The sequence below is a fragment of the Staphylococcus sp. LKG3-1 genome (assembly GCF_048568385.1).
GTDB classification, from domain to species: Bacteria; Bacillota; Bacilli; order Staphylococcales; family Staphylococcaceae; genus Staphylococcus; species Staphylococcus saprophyticus.
In genome coordinates this window covers 1,367,550-1,386,790 of sequence record NZ_CP183796.1, presented here as the reverse complement: position 1 = coordinate 1,386,790, position 19,241 = coordinate 1,367,550, and the positions used below count along the sequence as shown (strand labels likewise).

Genomic DNA, 19,241 nt, shown 5'->3' with positions numbered 1-19,241 from the left:
GACATTAAATAGATTAACATCTATATAGATTATTGTCTATGTTATTTTATTTACTATTTTTTATTCTATATATAGTTTGACGTGTAATACCAACTTCTTTAGCTATAGTACTTATAGATTTACCCTGTTCAAGTAATTCAACAACTCGGTAATAAACTAAACGCTTTTGTGGGTCTTTAGCATTGGGAGAATACAGAACAGGTCTCCCTTTATATATACCTTTTTCTTTGGCGACTTGAATCCCTTGAGCTTGTCGACGTTTACTTTCATTTCTTTCTTGTTCTGAAATCATTGCTAAAATTTGAATAATTAAATCTTTCATAAATTTATCTAGTAGTGGATTTCCAATGACTTCATTCATCATAGGTAAACTCGTTATCATGAGCTAAACTTCTTTATCTTTTAAGTAATTAACTGTTTGAATTATTTCCTCGTAATTTCTTCCTAGTCTATCAATAGATTCAACAATTAAACGATCTCCCATTCTTAAAAAATTTAATACTTCTTGAAAAACAGGTCTGTTTTCTATAGATTTACCTGATTGTTTTTCTGTGAAAATTTTCTCAGCACCAAAAGATTGCAAATTTTCAATTTGCCTATCTAAATTTTGATCAATGGTCGAAACTCTTGCATAACCAACTATCATTTTTAGCACCCCTTTTTCATACACCCTAATCATACAAATGAAAATAGCATTTTACAAGTATTTTTTATTGTTCGATTAGGGTAAACCCTAAATAACAGAATTTAATAACTTGCAAAAGTTGCATTAATAATTTATAGTTAATACATCAAAAAAAATTGATGTATTGTTTTAGTATTTTATAAAGGAGTTCGATTTTATGAGAATAAATCATGCAGGTACATTATCTGTTGATTATTTTGTTAGCTACTTAAATCTAATTATGATATCAAGAGAAGTTTCTTTAAAAGAAGCTATATCATATATGAAAAATGAGTTCTTTAAAGGTGAACCTGACATGTATGGTAAAATAACAAAAACTCATTTTAATCAAGCAATACAAGAACTCAAACAAAAATAGAAATATCTATATATAAGAGAGGTGATTATTTAATGGAAATTATTCAGTCCAGTCCTAATAGAACTGAGGAAGAACAATTAGACTTTTATGAACAGATGTTTAATGCGCTAGCTGATAAAATCAGACTTAAAATTCTACATTCAATACGTCAAAGTGATTCAAAATCTTTATGTGTTTGTGATCTAGAAGAATTATTAGCATTAAAACAATCTAAACTTTCCTATCATTTAAAAAAATTAGTAGATGCAAATATTCTTATTGCTGAAAAGCATGGCACATGGAATTATTATAAAATTAATGAGCAACAAATACAGGTGGTTTTAAAAGAAGATACTTGCTGTAAGATACTTTAAGTATCTTCTTTTTAACATAGAATTAATCAATTTTTTTTGATTATTATATCAAGAAAAGTTGATTAAATAAATTCGGAGGCGTTATACTAATGGTAGATTCAATTATGGAATTCATAAAAACATTTCTGATGTTATTTTTTGAATTATTATTACTATTTATAGTAGTGAGTTTTATAGTAAGTCTGATTCAACAAGTTGTTTCAGAAGAAAAAATTAAAAAGCTTTTGAGCAAACCTAATAAAGCCGTCAATTATATATTAGGTATGATATTTGGTGCTGTTACACCATTTTGCTCTTGTTCAACTATTCCAATACTTGCAGGTCTATTAAATTCCAAAGTTCCTTTTGGTCCAGCAATGAGTTTCTTAATTGCTTCACCGTTAATGAATCCATTAATGATATTTATGTTATGGGCATTATTAGGGTGGAAAGTAGCTGTTGTTTATTTTGTAGTACTAGCAATTTTCAGTATTTTAACAGGTTTAGTGTTTTCAAAAATGAATTTAGCTGAAAGTTATAAAGGGGTCAATGTTAAAGGTGATGGCTTTTTTGCTAATAAATCAGGATCTCGTTTTAAACAAGCATTAAACGATGCGTGGGCATTTTTATACCCAATGTTACCTTATCTATTTATTGGTGTATTTATTGGCGCCTTTATATACGGATTCATACCTGAAGAATTTATAACTAAGTATGCAAGTGGTGATGGTTTTATATCGGTCTTTATTGCTTCTGTTATCGGTATCCCTATGTATATCAGACCAGAAACAATGTTACCTATAGCCGAAGCATTAGTATCAAAAGGTATGTCGCTAGGAACAGTAGTAGCATTAATAATTGGTGGTGCTGGCGCAAGTATTCCAGAAGTCGTATTGCTATCTAAGTTATTCAAGAAAAAATTTGTAATATCATTCGTTATCGCAATTTTAGTTGTAGCCATTGCTACAGGACTAATTGTTAATATGATTATTTAAATTTAAGGGGGATAAATTAATGAATCCAGAAACGTCAGTAATTAATAGATATGGAAATGCTGCAAAAAATCATGAAGAAAATTTATGTTGTCCAGTAGAGTATGATACGAAATACTTAAAAATCATACCCGATGAAATCATAGAAAAAGATTATGGCTGTGGCGATCCTTTAGGTAAGATTCAAGAAGGAGATACCGTTTTGGATTTAGGTTCTGGCGGAGGAAAAGTTCCTTATATAGTTTCTCAAATTGTCGGTGAAACAGGTAAAGTTATTGGCGTAGATATGAATGATGATATGTTAAATCTTGCTAAAAAATATCAAAATCAAATGATTGAAAAAATTGGTTATGACAATGTAAGTTTTTATAAATGAAAGATTCAAAATTTAAAATTAGATTTAGAAGTATTAGATAAATATTTACAAGAGCACCCTGCTAGAGATTTAGGTACTTATCAATCTATCAATCAATATATTAATTACTTAGAAAACGAAATGACTATGATAAAAGATAATAGCATAGACGTGGTTATATCTAACTGTGTTCTAAACTTAGTTTCAACTGAAGAAAAAGAGGAACTTTTCAAGGAAATTTATCGTGTTTTAAAAGATGGTGGAAAAGCCGTTATCTCAGATATTGTTTCTAGCGTAGAAGTACCAGAACAATTGAGACAAGATGAAGACTTGTGGAGTGGTTGTTATTCAGGCGCTATTGAAGAAAAATCTTTTATTGAAGCTTTCGAAAATGTAGGATTTTACGGTGTAGAAATAGATAAACGTGAAAGTACATGGACTACTATAGAAGGTATTGATTTTAGAAGCATGACGATTATAGCTCATAAAGGTAAAGAAGGTCCTTGTATTGATAAAGGACAATCTGTTATATATAAAGGTCCATTTAAACATATTGAAGATGATGATCATATATTTGAGCGTGGAGAAAGAACTTTTGTATGTGAAAAAACATTTAATATATTAAAACAGTCGCCTTATAAAGATGTTTTTGAATTTATCAATGAAAATGAAGAAGCTATTGATATAGAAGAATGTTGCGACACATCATGTGGTTGCTAAATAACAATTAAAGGAGGTGTTAAAATGGAAAAAAACGCATTTAAAAAAGCTATTTCTAAATTAAAACCTAAAGAGCAAGCTTGTTGTTCCGTTGAAATTGAAGAAAATAAAGAGAGTAAAAAAGAGAATACAAGTAAAGATCAACAGAATAATAAAGGCTGTTGTTAATGGCGTATCATTAACAATTAAATTAGGGAGCATAACAGTATGCTTCCTTTTTTTAATGGAGGTGCTGAAATGATTCAAAATTTAGCTGACTTTACAGAAGAAGAACGTAAAAAAGCTATGGAAAGATATCGTGTCCTTGAACCTTATTTAAAAAACTTAAAATCAGTTAGAACAGTTAGCAAATCAGCAAAAATACCAAAGCGTACGCTTTATAATTGGATTAATAGATACAAAAATGATGGATTAGCTGGCCTTACAGATAAAACGAGAAAAGATAAACATCGAATAAAGATAGATGGAGATATTATCAATTTTGTTCAGAACGAGTATTTCAGTAACAGAGGAATTTCTATAGCTTCTATATATCGCAAAACAAAGCAGTGGTGTAACAATAAGAGGATTCCTGAACCTAGTTATTACCAAGTTTATAATATTATTAAGCGAATACCTGAAAACTTAAAAGCTTATTCAAATATGAACTCAAAAAAGTATGCTGAAAAATACGATGGTATATTTTTACGTGAGTGCCAACGTCCCAATGAAATTTGGCAAGCTGATCATACTATGTTGGATATAGAAGTATTAAATGAAAAGAATGAAATTGAAAGACCTTGGTTAACAATTGTTTTAGATGATTATAGCAGAGCAATTGCAGGTTTCAGAATAGAATTTGGATCACCAGACACTGAAAGAACAGCACTTGTTCTAAGACAAGCAATATGGAAAAAAGGAAATTCAAATTGGCCAATTTGTGGCATACCAGAAAAATTCTATACTGATCATGGCAAAGATTATACCTCAGAACATATGCAACAAGTATCAGCTAACCTCAAAATAGAACTGATATATTCCAAAATAGGTATACCAAAAGGCAGAGGAAAAATAGAACGTTTTTTTCAAACAGTTAATTTAATGTTTCTTCAATTACTTCCTGGTTATACAAAAAGTAAAAAGTCAAGAAAACATCTTACTTTGGAAGAGTTTAATAATAAGTTTGAGCACTTTATAATAAACGAATATCATTATCGTAAACATGGAACAACAAAAGAAAAACCGATGCAGAAATGGAATCAACCAGACTTTCTCCCACAATTACCTGAATCTAGAGAATTATTAGATTTACTATTATTAACTACAAGCAAACCTAGAAAAATACACAAAGATGGTATCTATTTTAAAGGACTAAGGTATTTTTCTACTAACCTCATTGCTTATATAACAGAAGAAGTTTTTATAAGATATGATCCTCAAGATATTTCAGAAATTCGAGTCTATTTAAACAATCAATTTTTAAGTATTGCATATTGCAGTGATTTAGAAAACCAAAGTATAAGTATAAAAGAAATCGAAAGACTAAGAGCAAATAAAAAAAGAGAGTTAGGAAAAAGTATTACTCGTACACGTCACCTCGTTCAAAATCTTAATCGTCCCAAACTATCAAATGAAGAATTAAGTAATAACGCAAAACAAGTTAAAAAGTCAAAACTAAAGAGGTATAAAAATGACTAATAAAACTTTTGTTGAAACAAAGCAGTACCGTCGATTTGAAGAATTTTGTGATAATTGCGCTAAGTATAAATATATGGGGGTTTGTTACGGAAATCCCGGTGTAGGTAAAACATTTTCTGCACAATATTATGCAAATTGGGACTATGTAAACCCAATCATTACTAATTATCAAAAAGCTGATGATAAAGGAAGTAATGTACATGATGATCAATTTCTAAATTGCAAAACCATTTTTTATACTGCCCCTCCTGTTAGACCTTCAAGAATTTATAAAGAATTATTAAACTTGGCTAGTGAATTAACATTAGGGAAAATTGGATATCGATCATTAAAAAGACAAGAGGAATTTAACGGATTAGAAGAACTTGTTAGATTACAACCAAGTAATTATGAAATTGATTTAATTATTATTGATGAAGTTGATAGACTAAATTATAAAACACTAGAGATTATTAGAGATATTTATGATCAACTTGATATTGGTGTTGTTTTAATCGGTATGCCAGGTATAGAAAAACGATTGTCAAGGTATCCTCAATTATATTCCCGTATTGGTTTTAGTCATCAATTTGAAAAATTAAGCAACGATGAATTAAAACACGTTTTAGAATATAGGTGGGAGGAGCTTTCCTTACCTTTAAGTTATGAGGATTTTGAAGATTATGAATCTATTAATACGGTAATAAAAATTACGAATGGTAATTTTAGATTAGTACAAAGATTATTTTCTCAAATTATACGAATTATGGAGATTAACGAATTGAATAAAATAAATGTTGAAGTGATAGAAACTGCTAGAGATGGCTTACTAATAGGAGAAAATGAGTAATTTGAAAGGGCTGTAGTATATGAGAAAAATAGGATATGCACGTGTACCTTATACTGACCAAAATTTAGATGTTGAGATAACTCATTTGTTAATCAATGGATTTGATTTAGTTTTTTCTGAGAAAGTAAATATTTATAGTAAAAACCAAATAGAACTTAAAAGTTGTTTAGAAGAATTAAAAGAGAATGATATTTTAGTTATAAATGACTTAAAAACTTTGGGATTAACGCCAAAACAGTTTATGGACTTCATAGATAACGAAATAATATCGAAAAACCTCCATTTAGAAGTACTTAATCTGAATATAAATACTCAAAATGAATATGGGCAATACTTTATTAGAGTATTCCAAATGTTGCTAGAATCCGAAAAAGTTCTAGTGCAAGAGAGAACGTCAAATGGTTTGAAAGCCGCTAGAGAAAAAGGTCGAAAAGGAGGACGACCTCAAAAAGTTGAAAAAAGCCAAAGGTATTATATTAAACAACTATATGATAGTGATAAATATACAGGTGAAGAAATTGCTCAAATGACGGGATTAAGTAGGAGTTCCATTTATAGAATAATTAAAGAAATGTTATAAAAGAAAGCAGGTAAACAGTTATATAATTGTCTACCTGCTTTGCGCCATTTAAAGCACAAAATTTGTGCCATATAACTCCAAAACTGACAACATAAACTAAGAAAACGGTAATTTCTATTGAAATAAAATAGAAACTACCGTTTTCTTTATTACTCTAAAAATGAACGAACCTTTTTGATCATATAAGTACTTAAATATTCATATGAAATCATATTTGAAAATGAGGATTGTGTATTTAATTACTACATTTTAATTAAGAATCATAACTTTTGTTTTCGCCATAAAAATGCGCCGACAATTGATACAATGATAAGTGAAATGCCGATCACAATAATCCATGAGATGTAACTGTGATCATTGATTGGTAAGGGGACGTTCATCCCAAAAAAGCTAAATACTAATGTTGGTAAAGTTAAAAATACTGTGAAAAGCGTTAACGTCTTCATGGTATTGTTCATTTCATTTGAAAGTAAGGAAGCATATGATGTTGTAATACTTTCTAAGATATCTGTATAAAGTCTTGTTGTTTCTAATGCTTGGTTATTTTCTATAACTAAATCTTCTAATATATCCTCGTCTTCATCAAAACGTTTAATGGCTGGCAACCTAAATAATTTTTTGATTATGCTTTCGTTTCCTTTTAGCGCGGCTAAAAAATAGACTAAACTTTTTTCTACTTCCATTAAATTATATAACTGTTTGTTTGTGACGTTATTTTTTAGGTCACGTTCTATACGTAGACGCGTTTTATTAAGTAATCTCAAGTTTCTGTTATAGTGATTTGAAATGGTCAATAATATATTTAATGCAAAACGACTGTGAAAATGTAAGTTAATATTTTGGCGTGCAAAATTATCAAGAAATTCATTTTCTACATTACAAACAGTAATAATCTTTTTATTACCGATAATAATACCTAAAGGAATCGTAATAAATGACAATACTTTCAAGTTTGTGTCATTAACAACAGGTAAATCTAGTATGATAAGCGAGTAGCGTGTATCCTCATCGTAATCTACACGGGCGCTTTCTTCTGAATCTAGTGGATCTCGAATGAAATCTTCAGGAATATCATAACGATTGATTAAAGTTTCTATTTCTTCCCAATTTGGATCAACAACATTTATCCATGAAGCGGTTTGATCTAATTCAGTATGAACAATTTCTTGGGTTTGTGAATGCTTGTAAGCAGTTATCATAAGACAATGATGTCCTTTCTTTGAAATTCTTTTTAATGTTAGCGAAGAAACATGATATTGACAAGCATACAATTCATTATTTTAATTGTCCGTTTGCCATTAAGCGCAATGGACCATTAAAAATAATTTTAAATAAGTAGCCAACGACAATGTCAGGTTCCTTTCTATTTGTATCTTGAACCCAGTGTTTAATAAAAGAAATCGTAGCACCAAAAACATAACTATGAAAGTAATCTAACGGTATACCAGAAATGCTATGGTCATCATTAACATTCTTAAACATATTCTCAAACATGAGTTCTGATATTTTTTCTTCTATATGACTCTTTCGCTCTAATTTAAAAATAATTTGATAAAATTCGATATTTTTATTGATATAAATCATGATATTTTTTAGCACTTTCTCTGAAAAGACTTTAGCGAAAGCTTCAATGTTGAGCCCTTTTGTCATATCTTTGTAGAAAAGCATATCATCTGCTAAATCACTGATATACTCATCTTCCATATCTGAAAGTAAAATATATTTATCTTCATAATGTAAATAAAAAGTGCCACGGTTAATATCTGCTAATTCTGTGATATCTTGTATCGTGATTTTTTCTAAATCTTTTTTATTTAATAATTGAATGAATGCATTTTTAATTGCTTGTTTCGTTTTACGAACACGTCGATCTTCAATCATATATTGTCAACTCCTTGTACGTTAATAGACAATTTAAGTAAAAATGTTCAAAAACGGACATAATGGTTATCATTGCATATTGTTCATTGAAACAATCTCATTATAATAAACAAAGCAGTTATTAATCAACAAGGTGTTTAAGAAGGAGATAAGTTAATATGAATATTTTTAAAAGTAAATTATTATGGATTGCACCTATAGCAATTCTAATCATACTTGCAATTTTTTCAATTGCATTTTATCCAGCATATAATCCAAAACCTAAGTAATTACCAATAGCAATCGTTAATCATGATGAAGGTACTTCTATACAAAATAAAGATATTAATATCGGGAAAAATTTAGAGGATAAACTCTTAGATAGTGATTCTGATACAGTAAAATGGGTGAAGGTTGATAATGAAAAAGACGTTCGAAAAGGACTAGACGAACAAAAATATTATGGCGCAGCGATTTTCGAAAAAGATTTTTCAAAACATGCTATGAGTCAAACTCAAAAAGTAGTGATGGATAGCAAAAAACAAGAAATGCAAGATAAAGTTAAATCAGGTGAAATACCACCAGAACAAGCCAAACAAATGCAAAGTCAAATGGCTAAATCAGGTGCTTCTCAAGATATTAAAGTTAAACGTGCAGAGTTTAAAACGATAACTAATAAGGGTGCAAATATGCAGGCATCTCAAATTTCATCTAATGTACTAAAAGGTATTGGTGACAATTTAAATAAACAAATCACGCAACAAAGTTTAGATACTTTAGAAAAGCAAGATGTAAAAGTGAGTGCTAATGAAATTGAAGCACTGACAAATCCTGTAAAAGTAGCTGATAAACAAGTGCACAAAGTGAAAGATCATCAAGGTAATGGTAATGCTTCTTTCTTAATGTTTATGCCAGTGTGGATCAGTTCAATTGTGGCATCAATCTTGTTATTCTTTGCCTTTAGAACATCTGACAATATTAAAATTTCTCACCGTTTAATTGCATCTTTAGGTCAATTAGGTGTGGGTGTACTTACAGCATTTATTGGTGGCTTTGGCTATGTTTACTTTATGTCCGCCGTACAAGGGTTTGATTTCCCTGACATTAATAAAATAGCCGTATTTGTCTCAATTGCACTGTTAGGATTTATTGGACTTATTTTAGGTGTAATGACTTGGTTAGGTATGAAATCTATACCAATATTCTTTATTGCAATGTTCTTTAGTATGCAATTAGTTATGTTCCCTAAACAAATGCTACCTAAGTTCTATCAAGATTATATTGTAAGTTGGAATCCATTTACACACTATGGTGAGTACTTAAGAGAATTACTTTATATGAATCAACCGTTAGAAATGAATGCTACAATGTGGATGTTTGTAGGATTTATCATCTTTGGTATTGTATCTTCTATTAGTGCTGCTATGATAAGAAAACATAGTGGTAAACGTACTGAAATTCCGTCATAAAAATAAATATAATAAATTTTTGAGTCTGAGACATCTATTGATGCCCAGGCTCTTTTTTTTGTTTACGTAAAAAATTGGAGAAAGCACTTATCATTATGTGTCACTTCAATTGATAACATGATGACAGTCATAAACGTAAAGCGGCATCAATAAAAATAAGCAAGTTTTAAATTTGAGTCGATACTAAAAAATCGATTCGGATTTTTAATATTAATTAAAATAATCAATAAGGTAAAGTTCGATTGCGCCAGTCTTTTAAGGAAATTTATTATCTCCTTGCAATATGATTACAAATTTATTGACTAACTTACCTTATATTTTAATATTTGTTTAACATTGACTTAACAAAAATTAGATACAATTAACATGGTTTACAAATAATTCAAAGAGGTGTAATGATGGATTCTTCAGTAATGGAGATTATTTTTACTTTTATAGGTGGTTTAGGTATATTTTTATACGGAATTAAACAAATGGGTGATGGTCTACAGGCAGCTGCGGGTGATCGTCTTAGAAACATTTTAAATACATTTACAAGTAATCCAATCATGGGTGTACTTGCCGGTATGATTGTAACGATTTTAATTCAAAGTAGCTCGGGAACTACTGTAATTACAATTGGGCTAGTAAGTGCAGGGTTTATGACCATGCGTCAAGCAATAGGAGTAATCATGGGTGCCAATATAGGTACGACGGTTACAGCATTTATTATAGGTATAGACATTGGTGCTTATGCGCTTCCTATTTTAGCTATTGGTGCATTTTTAATGTTCTTTATTCAAAAACGTAAAGTGAAAAATATAGGGATGATCCTATTTGGTTTTGGTGCATTGTTTTATGGCTTAGAACTGATGAGTGGGGCAGTTAAACCTTTAGCTGATTTAGAAGGTTTTAAACAATTGATGTTGGATATGTCTTCTAATCCAATTTATGGCCTTATCGCAGGAACAATATTGACTGTAGTTATTCAGAGTTCAAGTGCAACAATCGGTATTTTACAAGGCTTTTTTGCAAATGACTTGATTAGTTTACATGGCGCATTACCAGTTTTACTTGGTGATAATATAGGTACGACGATCACTGCAGTATTAGCGAGTCTTGCTGGCTCACTGGCAGCTAAACGTGTTGCAGCGGTGCACGTCATGTTTAATGTTATAGGCGCATCTATATTCTTAATTATACTGCCACTATATCAAATGGCTATTGAATGGATGCAAAGTCTGCTCAACTTAAAACCGGAAATGGTTATTGCTTTTGCACATGGTACATTCAACGTTACCAATACATTAATACAATTACCGTTTATTTTTGTACTCGCATGGGTAGTGACTAAAATTGTTCCAGGTGAAGATTTAAATGAAAAATATAAACCTAGAAATTTAGACAGAAATCTTATTAATAGAGCACCGAGCATTGCTCTCCAAGAGGCTCAAGAAGAAATTCAAAATATTGGGCACATGACATTTTCTATGCTTAAGAATGTAAATGAATATGATGATAAAAAAGAAAGAGACATCATGCATAAACACGCGGCTATAGATAATATGAATGATAATGTACGTCAATATTTAACTAAGATATCTGAAAAGAAATTATCTAAAAAAGATGCGGAAAGAATGACGGTACTTCAAGATGTAAACCGAACAATATTGAAAGTGGCAGGATTATCTGAAGCTTATTTATTAGATAAGAAAAAAGAACAAACGAATCAAGTTCAAATTTCTGAAAAAGCAGAAGCGAGTATCAATCGATTGTATGATCATGTAACGACATCTTTTGACAAAACAATCGATATGTTTGATGTCTATGACAGGGTCAAACGAGATGAAATTGTGAAAATAAGTAATGAGTCTTATCGTTTAGAGCATGATTTAAGGAAAAAACATATTAAGAGACTAAGTTCAGGTGAGTGTACACCAGAAGGTGGTTTATTATATCTTGATATGATAGGTATATTAGAACGTATCGGTTATCATTCGAGAAATATTTCAGAATCAATGATAGACATCGATGAAATTGAGACAAATGAAGAGACGGAACATGCATTAGAATGGTCACATTAAATTACGTTTAATGAGGTGAATGTGGGACTGGAATCACTTTTAGAAACTGTGATGCCGGTCTCACTTTATTATTTTTAAATTTAGTAAGCGTTTGCACTATCTTAATTAATTATTTTATCCTACAATTAGTAATAACATAAGGAAATAATGGAGGTTACAATATGAGTGTTTTCGATAAGTTTAAATTAGATAACCAAGTGGCAATTGTTACGGGTGGTGCTTCTGGATTAGGTAAAGCTATGGGTAAAGGGTTAGCCGAAGCGGGCGCAAACTTAGTCATTGCTGACATAAATTTAGAATTGGCCAAGGAGACAGCTGCTGAATTTGAAAATGAAACAGGTAACAAAGCAATCGCATGTAAAGTAGACGTTACAAGCATATCGGATGTTGAACAAATGGTTACAGATGTCGTGGATACATTTGGCCGTATTGATATTTTATTTAATAATGCAGGTATTAATGAACATGTTAAATTTGAAGATATGCCATACGATCGTTGGGTAAAAAATATGGATGTAAATATTAACAGTATGGTATTAGTCTCACAAGTAGTTGGTAAAGTGATGATAGAACAGAAAAAAGGATCAATTATTAATACATCTTCAATGTCAGGTATTATAGTGAATACGCCACAACCTCAAGCTGCCTATAATACATCGAAAGGTGCTGTCATTATGTTTACGAAAAGTTTAGCAAGTGAATGGGCTGAACATGGTATTCGTGTAAATTCTATTGCACCAGGATACATGAAGACAGAACTTACAAAAGATTATTTCGCACAAGGCGGAGATATGATTGATACATGGATGAAATTCACACCACTTGGTAGACCAGGTGTTCCAGAAGAATTACAAGGTGCTGCATTATATTTAGCGTCTGATGCTTCATCGTTTGTGACTGGAAGTGTTGTTACAATCGACGGCGGTTATACAGCGTTATAGTATAGATTATTTAAATTCATATATGCGAGTGTTGGTAAGGTCTATTCAATATACCAACCAACAATATTTATAAATAAATGAAACTATATAAGACAGGTCATTAATCAGATATGAACGTGAATTAATGACCTGTCATTATTGTTATTTTAAATCCTTATTAAAACGATAGGAATACTTGACAAATATGCGAGACAGGCATAGTATTACTATTAATATAATATTCAGAAAATTGATTGGGAGGGTTCATGTATGACATCAATGAGTATTTTAGATCAAAGTCCAATAGATACTGATGAAACTGTTAGGGATGGTATCGCACGTACAGTTGAATTAGCTCAACTTGCCGATACAGAAAATTACACAAGATACTTTGTTGCAGAGCATCACAATATACCTGAAGTCGCTGGAACGAGTCCAGAAATATTAGTGACACATTTACTAAATCAAACGAAACGTATTCGAGTGGGATCGGGCGGCGTTATGTTACAACACTATAGTCCGTTTAAAGTGATTGAGCAATTTCATTTGATTAGCAATATTGCACCTGGAAGAGTGGATTTAGGTATAGGAAAAGCGCCGGGTGGTTTTCCTTTAGCAACTCAAGCATTACAATCTGAATTAAAATCTCCGCAAACAACTTTTAACGAAAAATTTCACTTATTAAATCGTTTTAATAAAAATGATTTCACAGATGAAGAAGCATATAGTCAGCTACAAACATCTATACGTAATAATGAAATTCCGTCACCAGAACTTTACTTACTTGGAGGAAGTGAAAATTCAGCACAATTTGCTGCTGACGAAAAAGTAGGTTTTGTATATGCATTTTTTATTAATTCTAATATTGACGTGTTACATCAGTCGATTAAAGCATATAAAGCACAATATCCTGAGGGAAGAGTTATCGTGGGTGTAGCTACAGTAGTGACTGAAAGTGAATCAGATAAGGCTTTGGTAGAAGAAGGGCGCACAAATTATGCACTTCATTTCAAAGACGGTCGGAAAATTACAGTCAATACGAAACAACAATTAGACACATTTACAGAACAAAGTACGGAAACATTTGAAGTTGAAACTAAAAAAATTGAAGTATTAGATGGTTCAGCAAGCGAAGTAAAACAACAATTGCAACAATTAAATGTCGATGGATTGATAGATGAATTTATGTTACACATACCGGTTCGAAATCATGAATTACGAATGAAAACAGTTAAACAAATGTCACCTGCAAAGCATGTGATTAACGAGAAAGAAGGGATAGTATGACTAAAGGGAAAATAGATTTTGGAATTATGCTTAACGGGCCAGGTAGTCATATGCATGCTTGGAAATCGAATGAAGTGCCTGATGATGCGAGTACAAATTTTGATTTTCAGTTGGAAATTGCTAAGAGAGCAGAAGCAGCAGGTTTTAGCTTTGTATTTGTTGCCGATGGGTTATATATACATGAGAAATCGATACCTCATTTTTTAGATCGACATGAACCACTTACATTGCTGGCTGCCCTTGCACCAGTTACAAAAAATATCGGTTTAGTAGGGACAATTTCAACGTCTTATAGTGAACCATTTACAGTAGCACGTCAGTTAGCAACAATAGATAGAATTAGCCATGGACGTGCAGGTTGGAATGTAGTTACATCACCACTTGCAGGTAGTGCAGATAATTATAGTAAAGGTGACCATCCGGAACACGATATTAGATATGATATTGCCGAAGAGCATATTCAAGTAGTTCAAGGCTTATGGGATTCATATGAGGACGATGCATTTACTTTTGATGTGGAAAAAGGTGAGTATTTTGATAAAGATAAAATGCATACTTTAGATTACAAAGGTAAGTATTTTCAGGTCAAAGGTCCACTAAATGCAAGCCGTTCTGAACAAGGTCAACCGGTCATTTTCCAAGCTGGTGCATCTCCGAAAGGTCAGGCTTACGCAGCTAAATATGCGGATGCAGTATTTACGTTAGGTGAATCCAAAGAAATCGCTCAAAGCAATTATGATAGTATCAAAGCGCAAGCAAAAGCATTTGGACGTAATCCTAATGAAGTGAAAGTATACCCTATATTAGCACCGATTATTGGTGAAACTGAAAATGAAGTTGAATCTCGATTTGAGGAAATAAAATCATTAGCTAATATTGATGAGGCGTTAGATTATTTAGGAAGATATTATGATCATCATGATTTTAGTCAATATGATTTAGACGCGCCATTCCCAGAGCTTGGCGAAGTTGGACAAAATAGTTTCCGTGCTACTGCAGATGCGATCGCAGCTCGCGCTAAGGAACATCAGCTTACTTTACGAGAAGTTGCCTTAGAAGAAACTGTCCGCCGTTCTCCATTCATGGGCACATATGAAAAGGTTGCCGATTTAATTATTGAATGGTTTGAAGATGGTGCAGCAGATGGCTTTATATTTGGACCACATATTTATGGTGCGGTTTATGATGAATTTATCAATCATGTCTTACCGATATTAGAACAAAAAGGTTATTATACTCAGGAGTATCAAGGTGATACATTACGTGATCACATAGGTATTCCATTTAAAGAAAATAGATATAGTCAGTCACATGTAACGCAATAATTAAATATACGTACTTATATAGATAGACACATCTATGTTATATACAGTTGTGTCTATTTTTTATTATAAAAGGAGTGAATCCGTATGTCAGAATCAAGCACAACATCATATCAAAATGGCAGTAATCAAAATGTAAATCAGACTTCTGATCATATAGCAGTAAAGACTAAGAAAAAATTCGAATTACCTCACGTTTTATTAATCATGTTAATCATGATGATGTTTGCTTGTTTCTTGACCTATATTATTCCTGCAGGTGCATTTGATACTAATAAAGATGGTTCAATTATTCAAGGCACATATCATGCTATTGATCAAAATCCAGTGAATCCAATTTATGCTATAACACTCATTTTAAACGGCGGTATTCAATCAGCACAAACAGTAACCTTATTACTGTTTATCGGTGGTGCAATGGGAGGTATATTATATCTTGATTCTGTAAAAAAATTAACGAATTATATGATTTATCGCTTTGAACATGCCGGCGCATTGCCACTTATTATTGGCTTATTTTCATTAATGGCATTTATTGGTTTCTTTATTGGCGGAGATCAAATGATTGTATTTGTAACATTAGGTGTCATTTTAGTGAATCGATTGAAACTAGATCCAATCATGGCATTAGCGATTACCTTTTTACCATTGTACATGGCTTTTTCAGTATCTCCATCCGGTATGGCAAAGATAGGACAAATTGTATATCCTGAGGTTGCATTATATTCGGGTTATGGTGGAAGAGCAATTATGTATGGCGTATTCTTAATTGTTACTTTATTGTATGTTATTTGGTATGCAAGAAGAGTAATAAAAGATCCCAGTAAAAGTGTGATGAACACAAGTGAATGGCGACAAGATATAACTCAAACAGCGCATCATGAAATGGCTACCGAGGATAGACAAGTCAATTGGAGAGACAGTATCGTCGTTGCATTAGTTGTCTTAACGCCAATTGTCTTAGCTTTAGGAAATGGTTTGTTTAGCTGGCCAGAAAAGTACGGAAATGGTGTATTTATTACTATATTCGGAATAAGTTTTGTATTGGCTTATATTGTAAAAAGCAAAACGCCTAGCGAAATGGTCGACGGATTTTTAGAAGGTGCAAAGCCAATGTTGGTCGTTGCGTTTGCTATTATCATGGCGAATACGATAAGTGTTATTTTGGAAAAAGGACAAATTCTTAGCACGATTGTTCACACACTTACAACACAACTTGATGGTGCATCTTCAGGTATTGTTTCTGTAATCGTATTTTTAGTGGCAACGGTCTTTAACTTCTTAGTTCCATCAGGTTCAGGTCTTATGAGTGTCATGGTACCGATATTACAACCGGTAACAGACACATTAGGTGTTAATGATCAAATTTTATTAACTTCTTTATCTTTTGGTGGTGGGCTAGGAAACTTAATTACGCCTACTTTAGGTGCTACGATAGGTGCCATTGCGATTGCTAAAGCAAACTTTGGCTCATGGTTCAAATTTATGATACCACTATTCATCGTATGGCTAGTAGTTGGTTCCATCGTACTTTATATATTTACAGCTGTTGGTTGGTCAGGTGGCGTATAACTGAAAATTGAATCATATGGATTATAGAAATGAAAAGCGCCCTACAAAGTTTGCATTTATGCATGTCTACTTTGTAGGGCGTTTTATATGTCGCGAATTATTTAGTGATCACGTTTGTAAGATGTTGAAATTAAAAATATACCATATGCATGTGCGATTCAGTGAAACTTCATTATTGTTATTGTGCAACGGTTACTGAAAACGGAACATGTTTAAGCCATTTATGTTCTGGCTTTTCATCCGTAATGACTTCATTAATATCAGATATTTTCGCAAAGGAAAGTGTTGAAGAAACACCAAATTTACTTTTATCAATGAGAGCGATGACGTTTTCACTTTCTTGTACCATTTGTTTTTTTAATTGTACTTCAGGTAATGAAAAATCAGTTAATCCATTTTCTAACGTAAAACCATTTGCAGATAAAAAGAAATAGTCAATGTGATACATTTCTAGAATTTGAGAATCGATATTGCCAGTTATCGCGTTTGAATCTTGTGAAACAAAACCACCAACTACGAGAACGGTTAAATGTGGATTTTCTTTTAATAGTACGGCATTTTCTAGACCATTTGTAATAATTGTCAGTTCCATCGTAGTTTCTGCAAGTAATTTGGCGAGTTCATAAGTAGTCGAACTTGCATCAATCATAATACATTGTTGCGGTTTGATTTTTTTTAAGGCGGACTTACTTATTTTATATTTTTCACCGTGTTTTTGTGTTAAACGATAAGAAAAGTTAAATTTAGAGCCTATATTTTCTGTGACTTTAGCGCCACCATGTGTACGTGTTAATTTATTTTCACTTTCTAGTCTCCGTAAATCACTTCTTACTGTTGCTTCAGTAACACTTAAGTAATCAGATAGTTGTTTTACTGTTGCGCGTTTATGAGATTTAATATACGAATATATATGTTCTCTGCGTTCATCTGCATACATTTTCATGTGCTTCACATCCTCTTTAGTATTACTTTTATATTAACATAAATTCGATATAAGAAAATAAAAAGAAAACAAAACGAAAATAAATGAAAAAATATTTGTGATAAATAAAAAAGTATATTAGAATTACACATATAGATGAAAGCGTTTTCTAAAAATGATAAGGGAGCTGTTAATGATGAGTAAGAAAAATTATCCTGAAACAATGAACGCAGTAGTCGCATACGCGCCTGGAGAATATAAATATGAAACAGTTGAAACGCCAACGATAGAACATCCTAAAGAAATTGTTGTGAAAGTTGAAGCATGTGGTATATGTGCTGGTGATATAAAGGCTTATGGCGGTGCACCAAGTTTTTGGGGTGATGAAAAGCAACCTTCATACATTAAAGCACCTATGATTCCGGGACATGAATTTATAGCACGCATTGTAGAAAAAGGAGAAGATGTTACAGATTTTGAAATTGGAGATCGTGTGATTTCAGAACAAATCGTACCTTGTTGGAATTGTAGATTCTGTAACCGCGGCGAATATTGGATGTGTGAAAAACATGATCTTTATGGATTCCAAAGCAATGTTAACGGTGGTATGGCGGAATATATGAAATTTACTAAAGAGGCTATTAATTACAAAGTACCAGAAGATATGCCTATTGAAAAAGCCATTTTAATTGAACCATATGCATGTAGCTTGCATGCCGTTCAACGTGCCAATATTAAATTAGGTGACTTTGTTGTCTTATCTGGTGCCGGTACACTAGGTTTAGGTATGGTTGGCGCAGCTAAAAAAGCGGGTGCGGAAACATTAGTCGTCTTAGATATGAAAGATGATCGATTAGAATTAGCTAAAGCATTTGGTGCTGATATTGTTATGAACCCATCAAAAGTGGATGTAGTAAAAGAAATTAAAGATATGACGGAAGGATATGGTTGTGATACGTATATTGAAGCAACTGGCCATCCTAAGTCTGTAGAACAAGGTTTAAGTGCAATTAGAAAATTAGGTCGTTTTGTAGAATTTTCTGTTTTTGGAGATCCAGTCACGGTGGATTGGAGTATTATCTCTGACCGTAAAGAATTAGATTTAATGGGTAGTCACTTAGGACCTTATTGTTATCCATTGGTTATAGATGGTATTCAAAAAGACGACTTCCCTACAGATGGCGTTGTCACACATCAACTACCTTTAAAAAATTTTGAAGAAGGATTTGAATTGATGAAAAAAGGAGATCAATCGCTAAAAGTGGTTCTAGTACCATAAATTAATATTGTCAAACACA

16 protein-coding genes and 3 pseudogenes are annotated in these 19,241 nt (G+C 31.9%); 15 read left to right on the top strand and 4 right to left on the bottom strand.

The annotated features are described in order from the left end of the window. Positions 1-46: 46 nt before the first annotated feature. Positions 47-646 (bottom strand): annotated as a pseudogene (locus ACM595_RS06980) (recombinase family protein). A 196-nt stretch (positions 647-842) separates the two neighbouring features. Between ACM595_RS06980 and ACM595_RS06975 the strand changes: the two are divergent. The 8 genes and pseudogenes from ACM595_RS06975 (at position 843) to ACM595_RS06940 (ending at position 6,528) form a co-directional block, all read left to right on the top strand. Next, the gene (locus ACM595_RS06975) at positions 843-1,043 is read left to right on the top strand and encodes a hypothetical protein (protein ID WP_031588347.1); all 201 of its coding nucleotides are present in this window, start codon (positions 843-845) and stop codon (positions 1,041-1,043) included. A gap of 32 nt (positions 1,044-1,075) precedes the next feature. Further along, complete coding sequence (locus tag ACM595_RS06970) at positions 1,076-1,396, top strand: ArsR/SmtB family transcription factor (protein WP_031588348.1); 321 nt, start codon at positions 1,076-1,078, stop codon at positions 1,394-1,396. 89 nt (positions 1,397-1,485) lie between these two features. After that, positions 1,486-2,370, top strand: a complete 885-nt coding sequence (locus tag ACM595_RS06965; RefSeq protein ID WP_041079216.1) for a permease — start codon at positions 1,486-1,488, stop codon at positions 2,368-2,370. A gap of 19 nt (positions 2,371-2,389) precedes the next feature. Next, positions 2,390-3,442 (top strand): annotated as a pseudogene (locus ACM595_RS06960) (methyltransferase domain-containing protein). Between the two features lie 24 nt (positions 3,443-3,466). Then, positions 3,467-3,610: a hypothetical protein gene (locus tag ACM595_RS06955; protein ID WP_088401729.1), complete on the top strand. Its 144-nt coding sequence runs from the start codon at positions 3,467-3,469 to the stop codon at positions 3,608-3,610. Positions 3,611-3,679: 69 nt separating this feature from the next. Then, positions 3,680-5,119, top strand: coding sequence for a Mu transposase C-terminal domain-containing protein (locus tag ACM595_RS06950; protein ID WP_069826111.1), 1,440 nt, complete (start codon positions 3,680-3,682; stop codon positions 5,117-5,119). Then, positions 5,112-5,948, top strand: coding sequence for an AAA family ATPase (locus ACM595_RS06945; RefSeq protein ID WP_031588352.1), 837 nt, complete (start codon positions 5,112-5,114; stop codon positions 5,946-5,948). Before ACM595_RS06950 ends, ACM595_RS06945 begins: the two co-directional genes overlap by 8 nt. A 19-nt stretch (positions 5,949-5,967) precedes the next feature. Beyond that, on the top strand, positions 5,968-6,528 hold the full coding sequence (locus tag ACM595_RS06940; RefSeq protein WP_419744237.1) for a recombinase family protein: 561 nt from the start codon (positions 5,968-5,970) through the stop codon (positions 6,526-6,528). A 260-nt stretch (positions 6,529-6,788) separates the two neighbouring features. Here the strand turns inward: ACM595_RS06940 and ACM595_RS06935 are convergent, their stop codons facing one another. Continuing rightward, on the bottom strand, positions 6,789-7,727 hold the full coding sequence (locus ACM595_RS06935) for a magnesium transporter CorA family protein (protein ID WP_037537798.1): 939 nt from the start codon (positions 7,725-7,727) through the stop codon (positions 6,789-6,791). A gap of 76 nt (positions 7,728-7,803) precedes the next feature. Beyond that, positions 7,804-8,409, bottom strand: coding sequence for a TetR/AcrR family transcriptional regulator C-terminal domain-containing protein (locus ACM595_RS06930; RefSeq protein ID WP_002482466.1), 606 nt, complete (start codon positions 8,407-8,409; stop codon positions 7,804-7,806). 158 nt (positions 8,410-8,567) lie between these two features. On the opposite strand from ACM595_RS06930, the pseudogene ACM595_RS06925 reads away from it, so the two are divergent. The 6 genes and pseudogenes from ACM595_RS06925 to ACM595_RS06900 all read left to right on the top strand — a co-directional run bounded on the left by ACM595_RS06925 (position 8,568) and on the right by ACM595_RS06900 (position 17,021). Beyond that, a pseudogene (locus ACM595_RS06925) lies at positions 8,568-9,857 on the top strand (YhgE/Pip domain-containing protein). 398 nt (positions 9,858-10,255) lie between these two features. Further along, positions 10,256-11,920 carry a Na/Pi cotransporter family protein gene (locus tag ACM595_RS06920; RefSeq protein WP_041079207.1) on the top strand — a complete coding sequence of 555 codons (1,665 nt, stop codon included), beginning with the start codon at positions 10,256-10,258 and terminating at the stop codon, positions 11,918-11,920. 161 nt (positions 11,921-12,081) lie between these two features. Next, complete coding sequence (locus ACM595_RS06915) at positions 12,082-12,861, top strand: SDR family NAD(P)-dependent oxidoreductase (RefSeq protein ID WP_002482469.1); 780 nt, start codon at positions 12,082-12,084, stop codon at positions 12,859-12,861. 249 nt (positions 12,862-13,110) lie between these two features. Then, the gene (locus ACM595_RS06910) at positions 13,111-14,127 is read left to right on the top strand and encodes an LLM class flavin-dependent oxidoreductase (protein WP_002482470.1); all 1,017 of its coding nucleotides are present in this window, start codon (positions 13,111-13,113) and stop codon (positions 14,125-14,127) included. Beyond that, the gene (locus tag ACM595_RS06905; protein WP_002482471.1) at positions 14,124-15,452 is read left to right on the top strand and encodes an LLM class flavin-dependent oxidoreductase; all 1,329 of its coding nucleotides are present in this window, start codon (positions 14,124-14,126) and stop codon (positions 15,450-15,452) included. Before ACM595_RS06910 ends, ACM595_RS06905 begins: the two co-directional genes overlap by 4 nt. Before the next feature lie 84 nt (positions 15,453-15,536). Then, the gene (locus ACM595_RS06900) at positions 15,537-17,021 is read left to right on the top strand and encodes a Na+/H+ antiporter NhaC family protein (protein ID WP_115338406.1); all 1,485 of its coding nucleotides are present in this window, start codon (positions 15,537-15,539) and stop codon (positions 17,019-17,021) included. A gap of 178 nt (positions 17,022-17,199) precedes the next feature. On the opposite strand, the gene ACM595_RS06895 is transcribed toward ACM595_RS06900, so the two are convergent. Further along, complete coding sequence (locus ACM595_RS06895) at positions 17,200-17,964, bottom strand: DeoR/GlpR family DNA-binding transcription regulator (RefSeq protein WP_002482473.1); 765 nt, start codon at positions 17,962-17,964, stop codon at positions 17,200-17,202. Between the two features lie 175 nt (positions 17,965-18,139). Here ACM595_RS06895 and ACM595_RS06890 point away from each other — a divergent pair, with 175 nt between their 5' ends. Further along, positions 18,140-19,222 (top strand): MDR/zinc-dependent alcohol dehydrogenase-like family protein, encoded by a 1,083-nt coding sequence (locus tag ACM595_RS06890; protein WP_037537804.1) that lies wholly within the window; start codon positions 18,140-18,142, stop codon positions 19,220-19,222. The last annotated feature ends 19 nt before the right edge of the window (positions 19,223-19,241 follow it).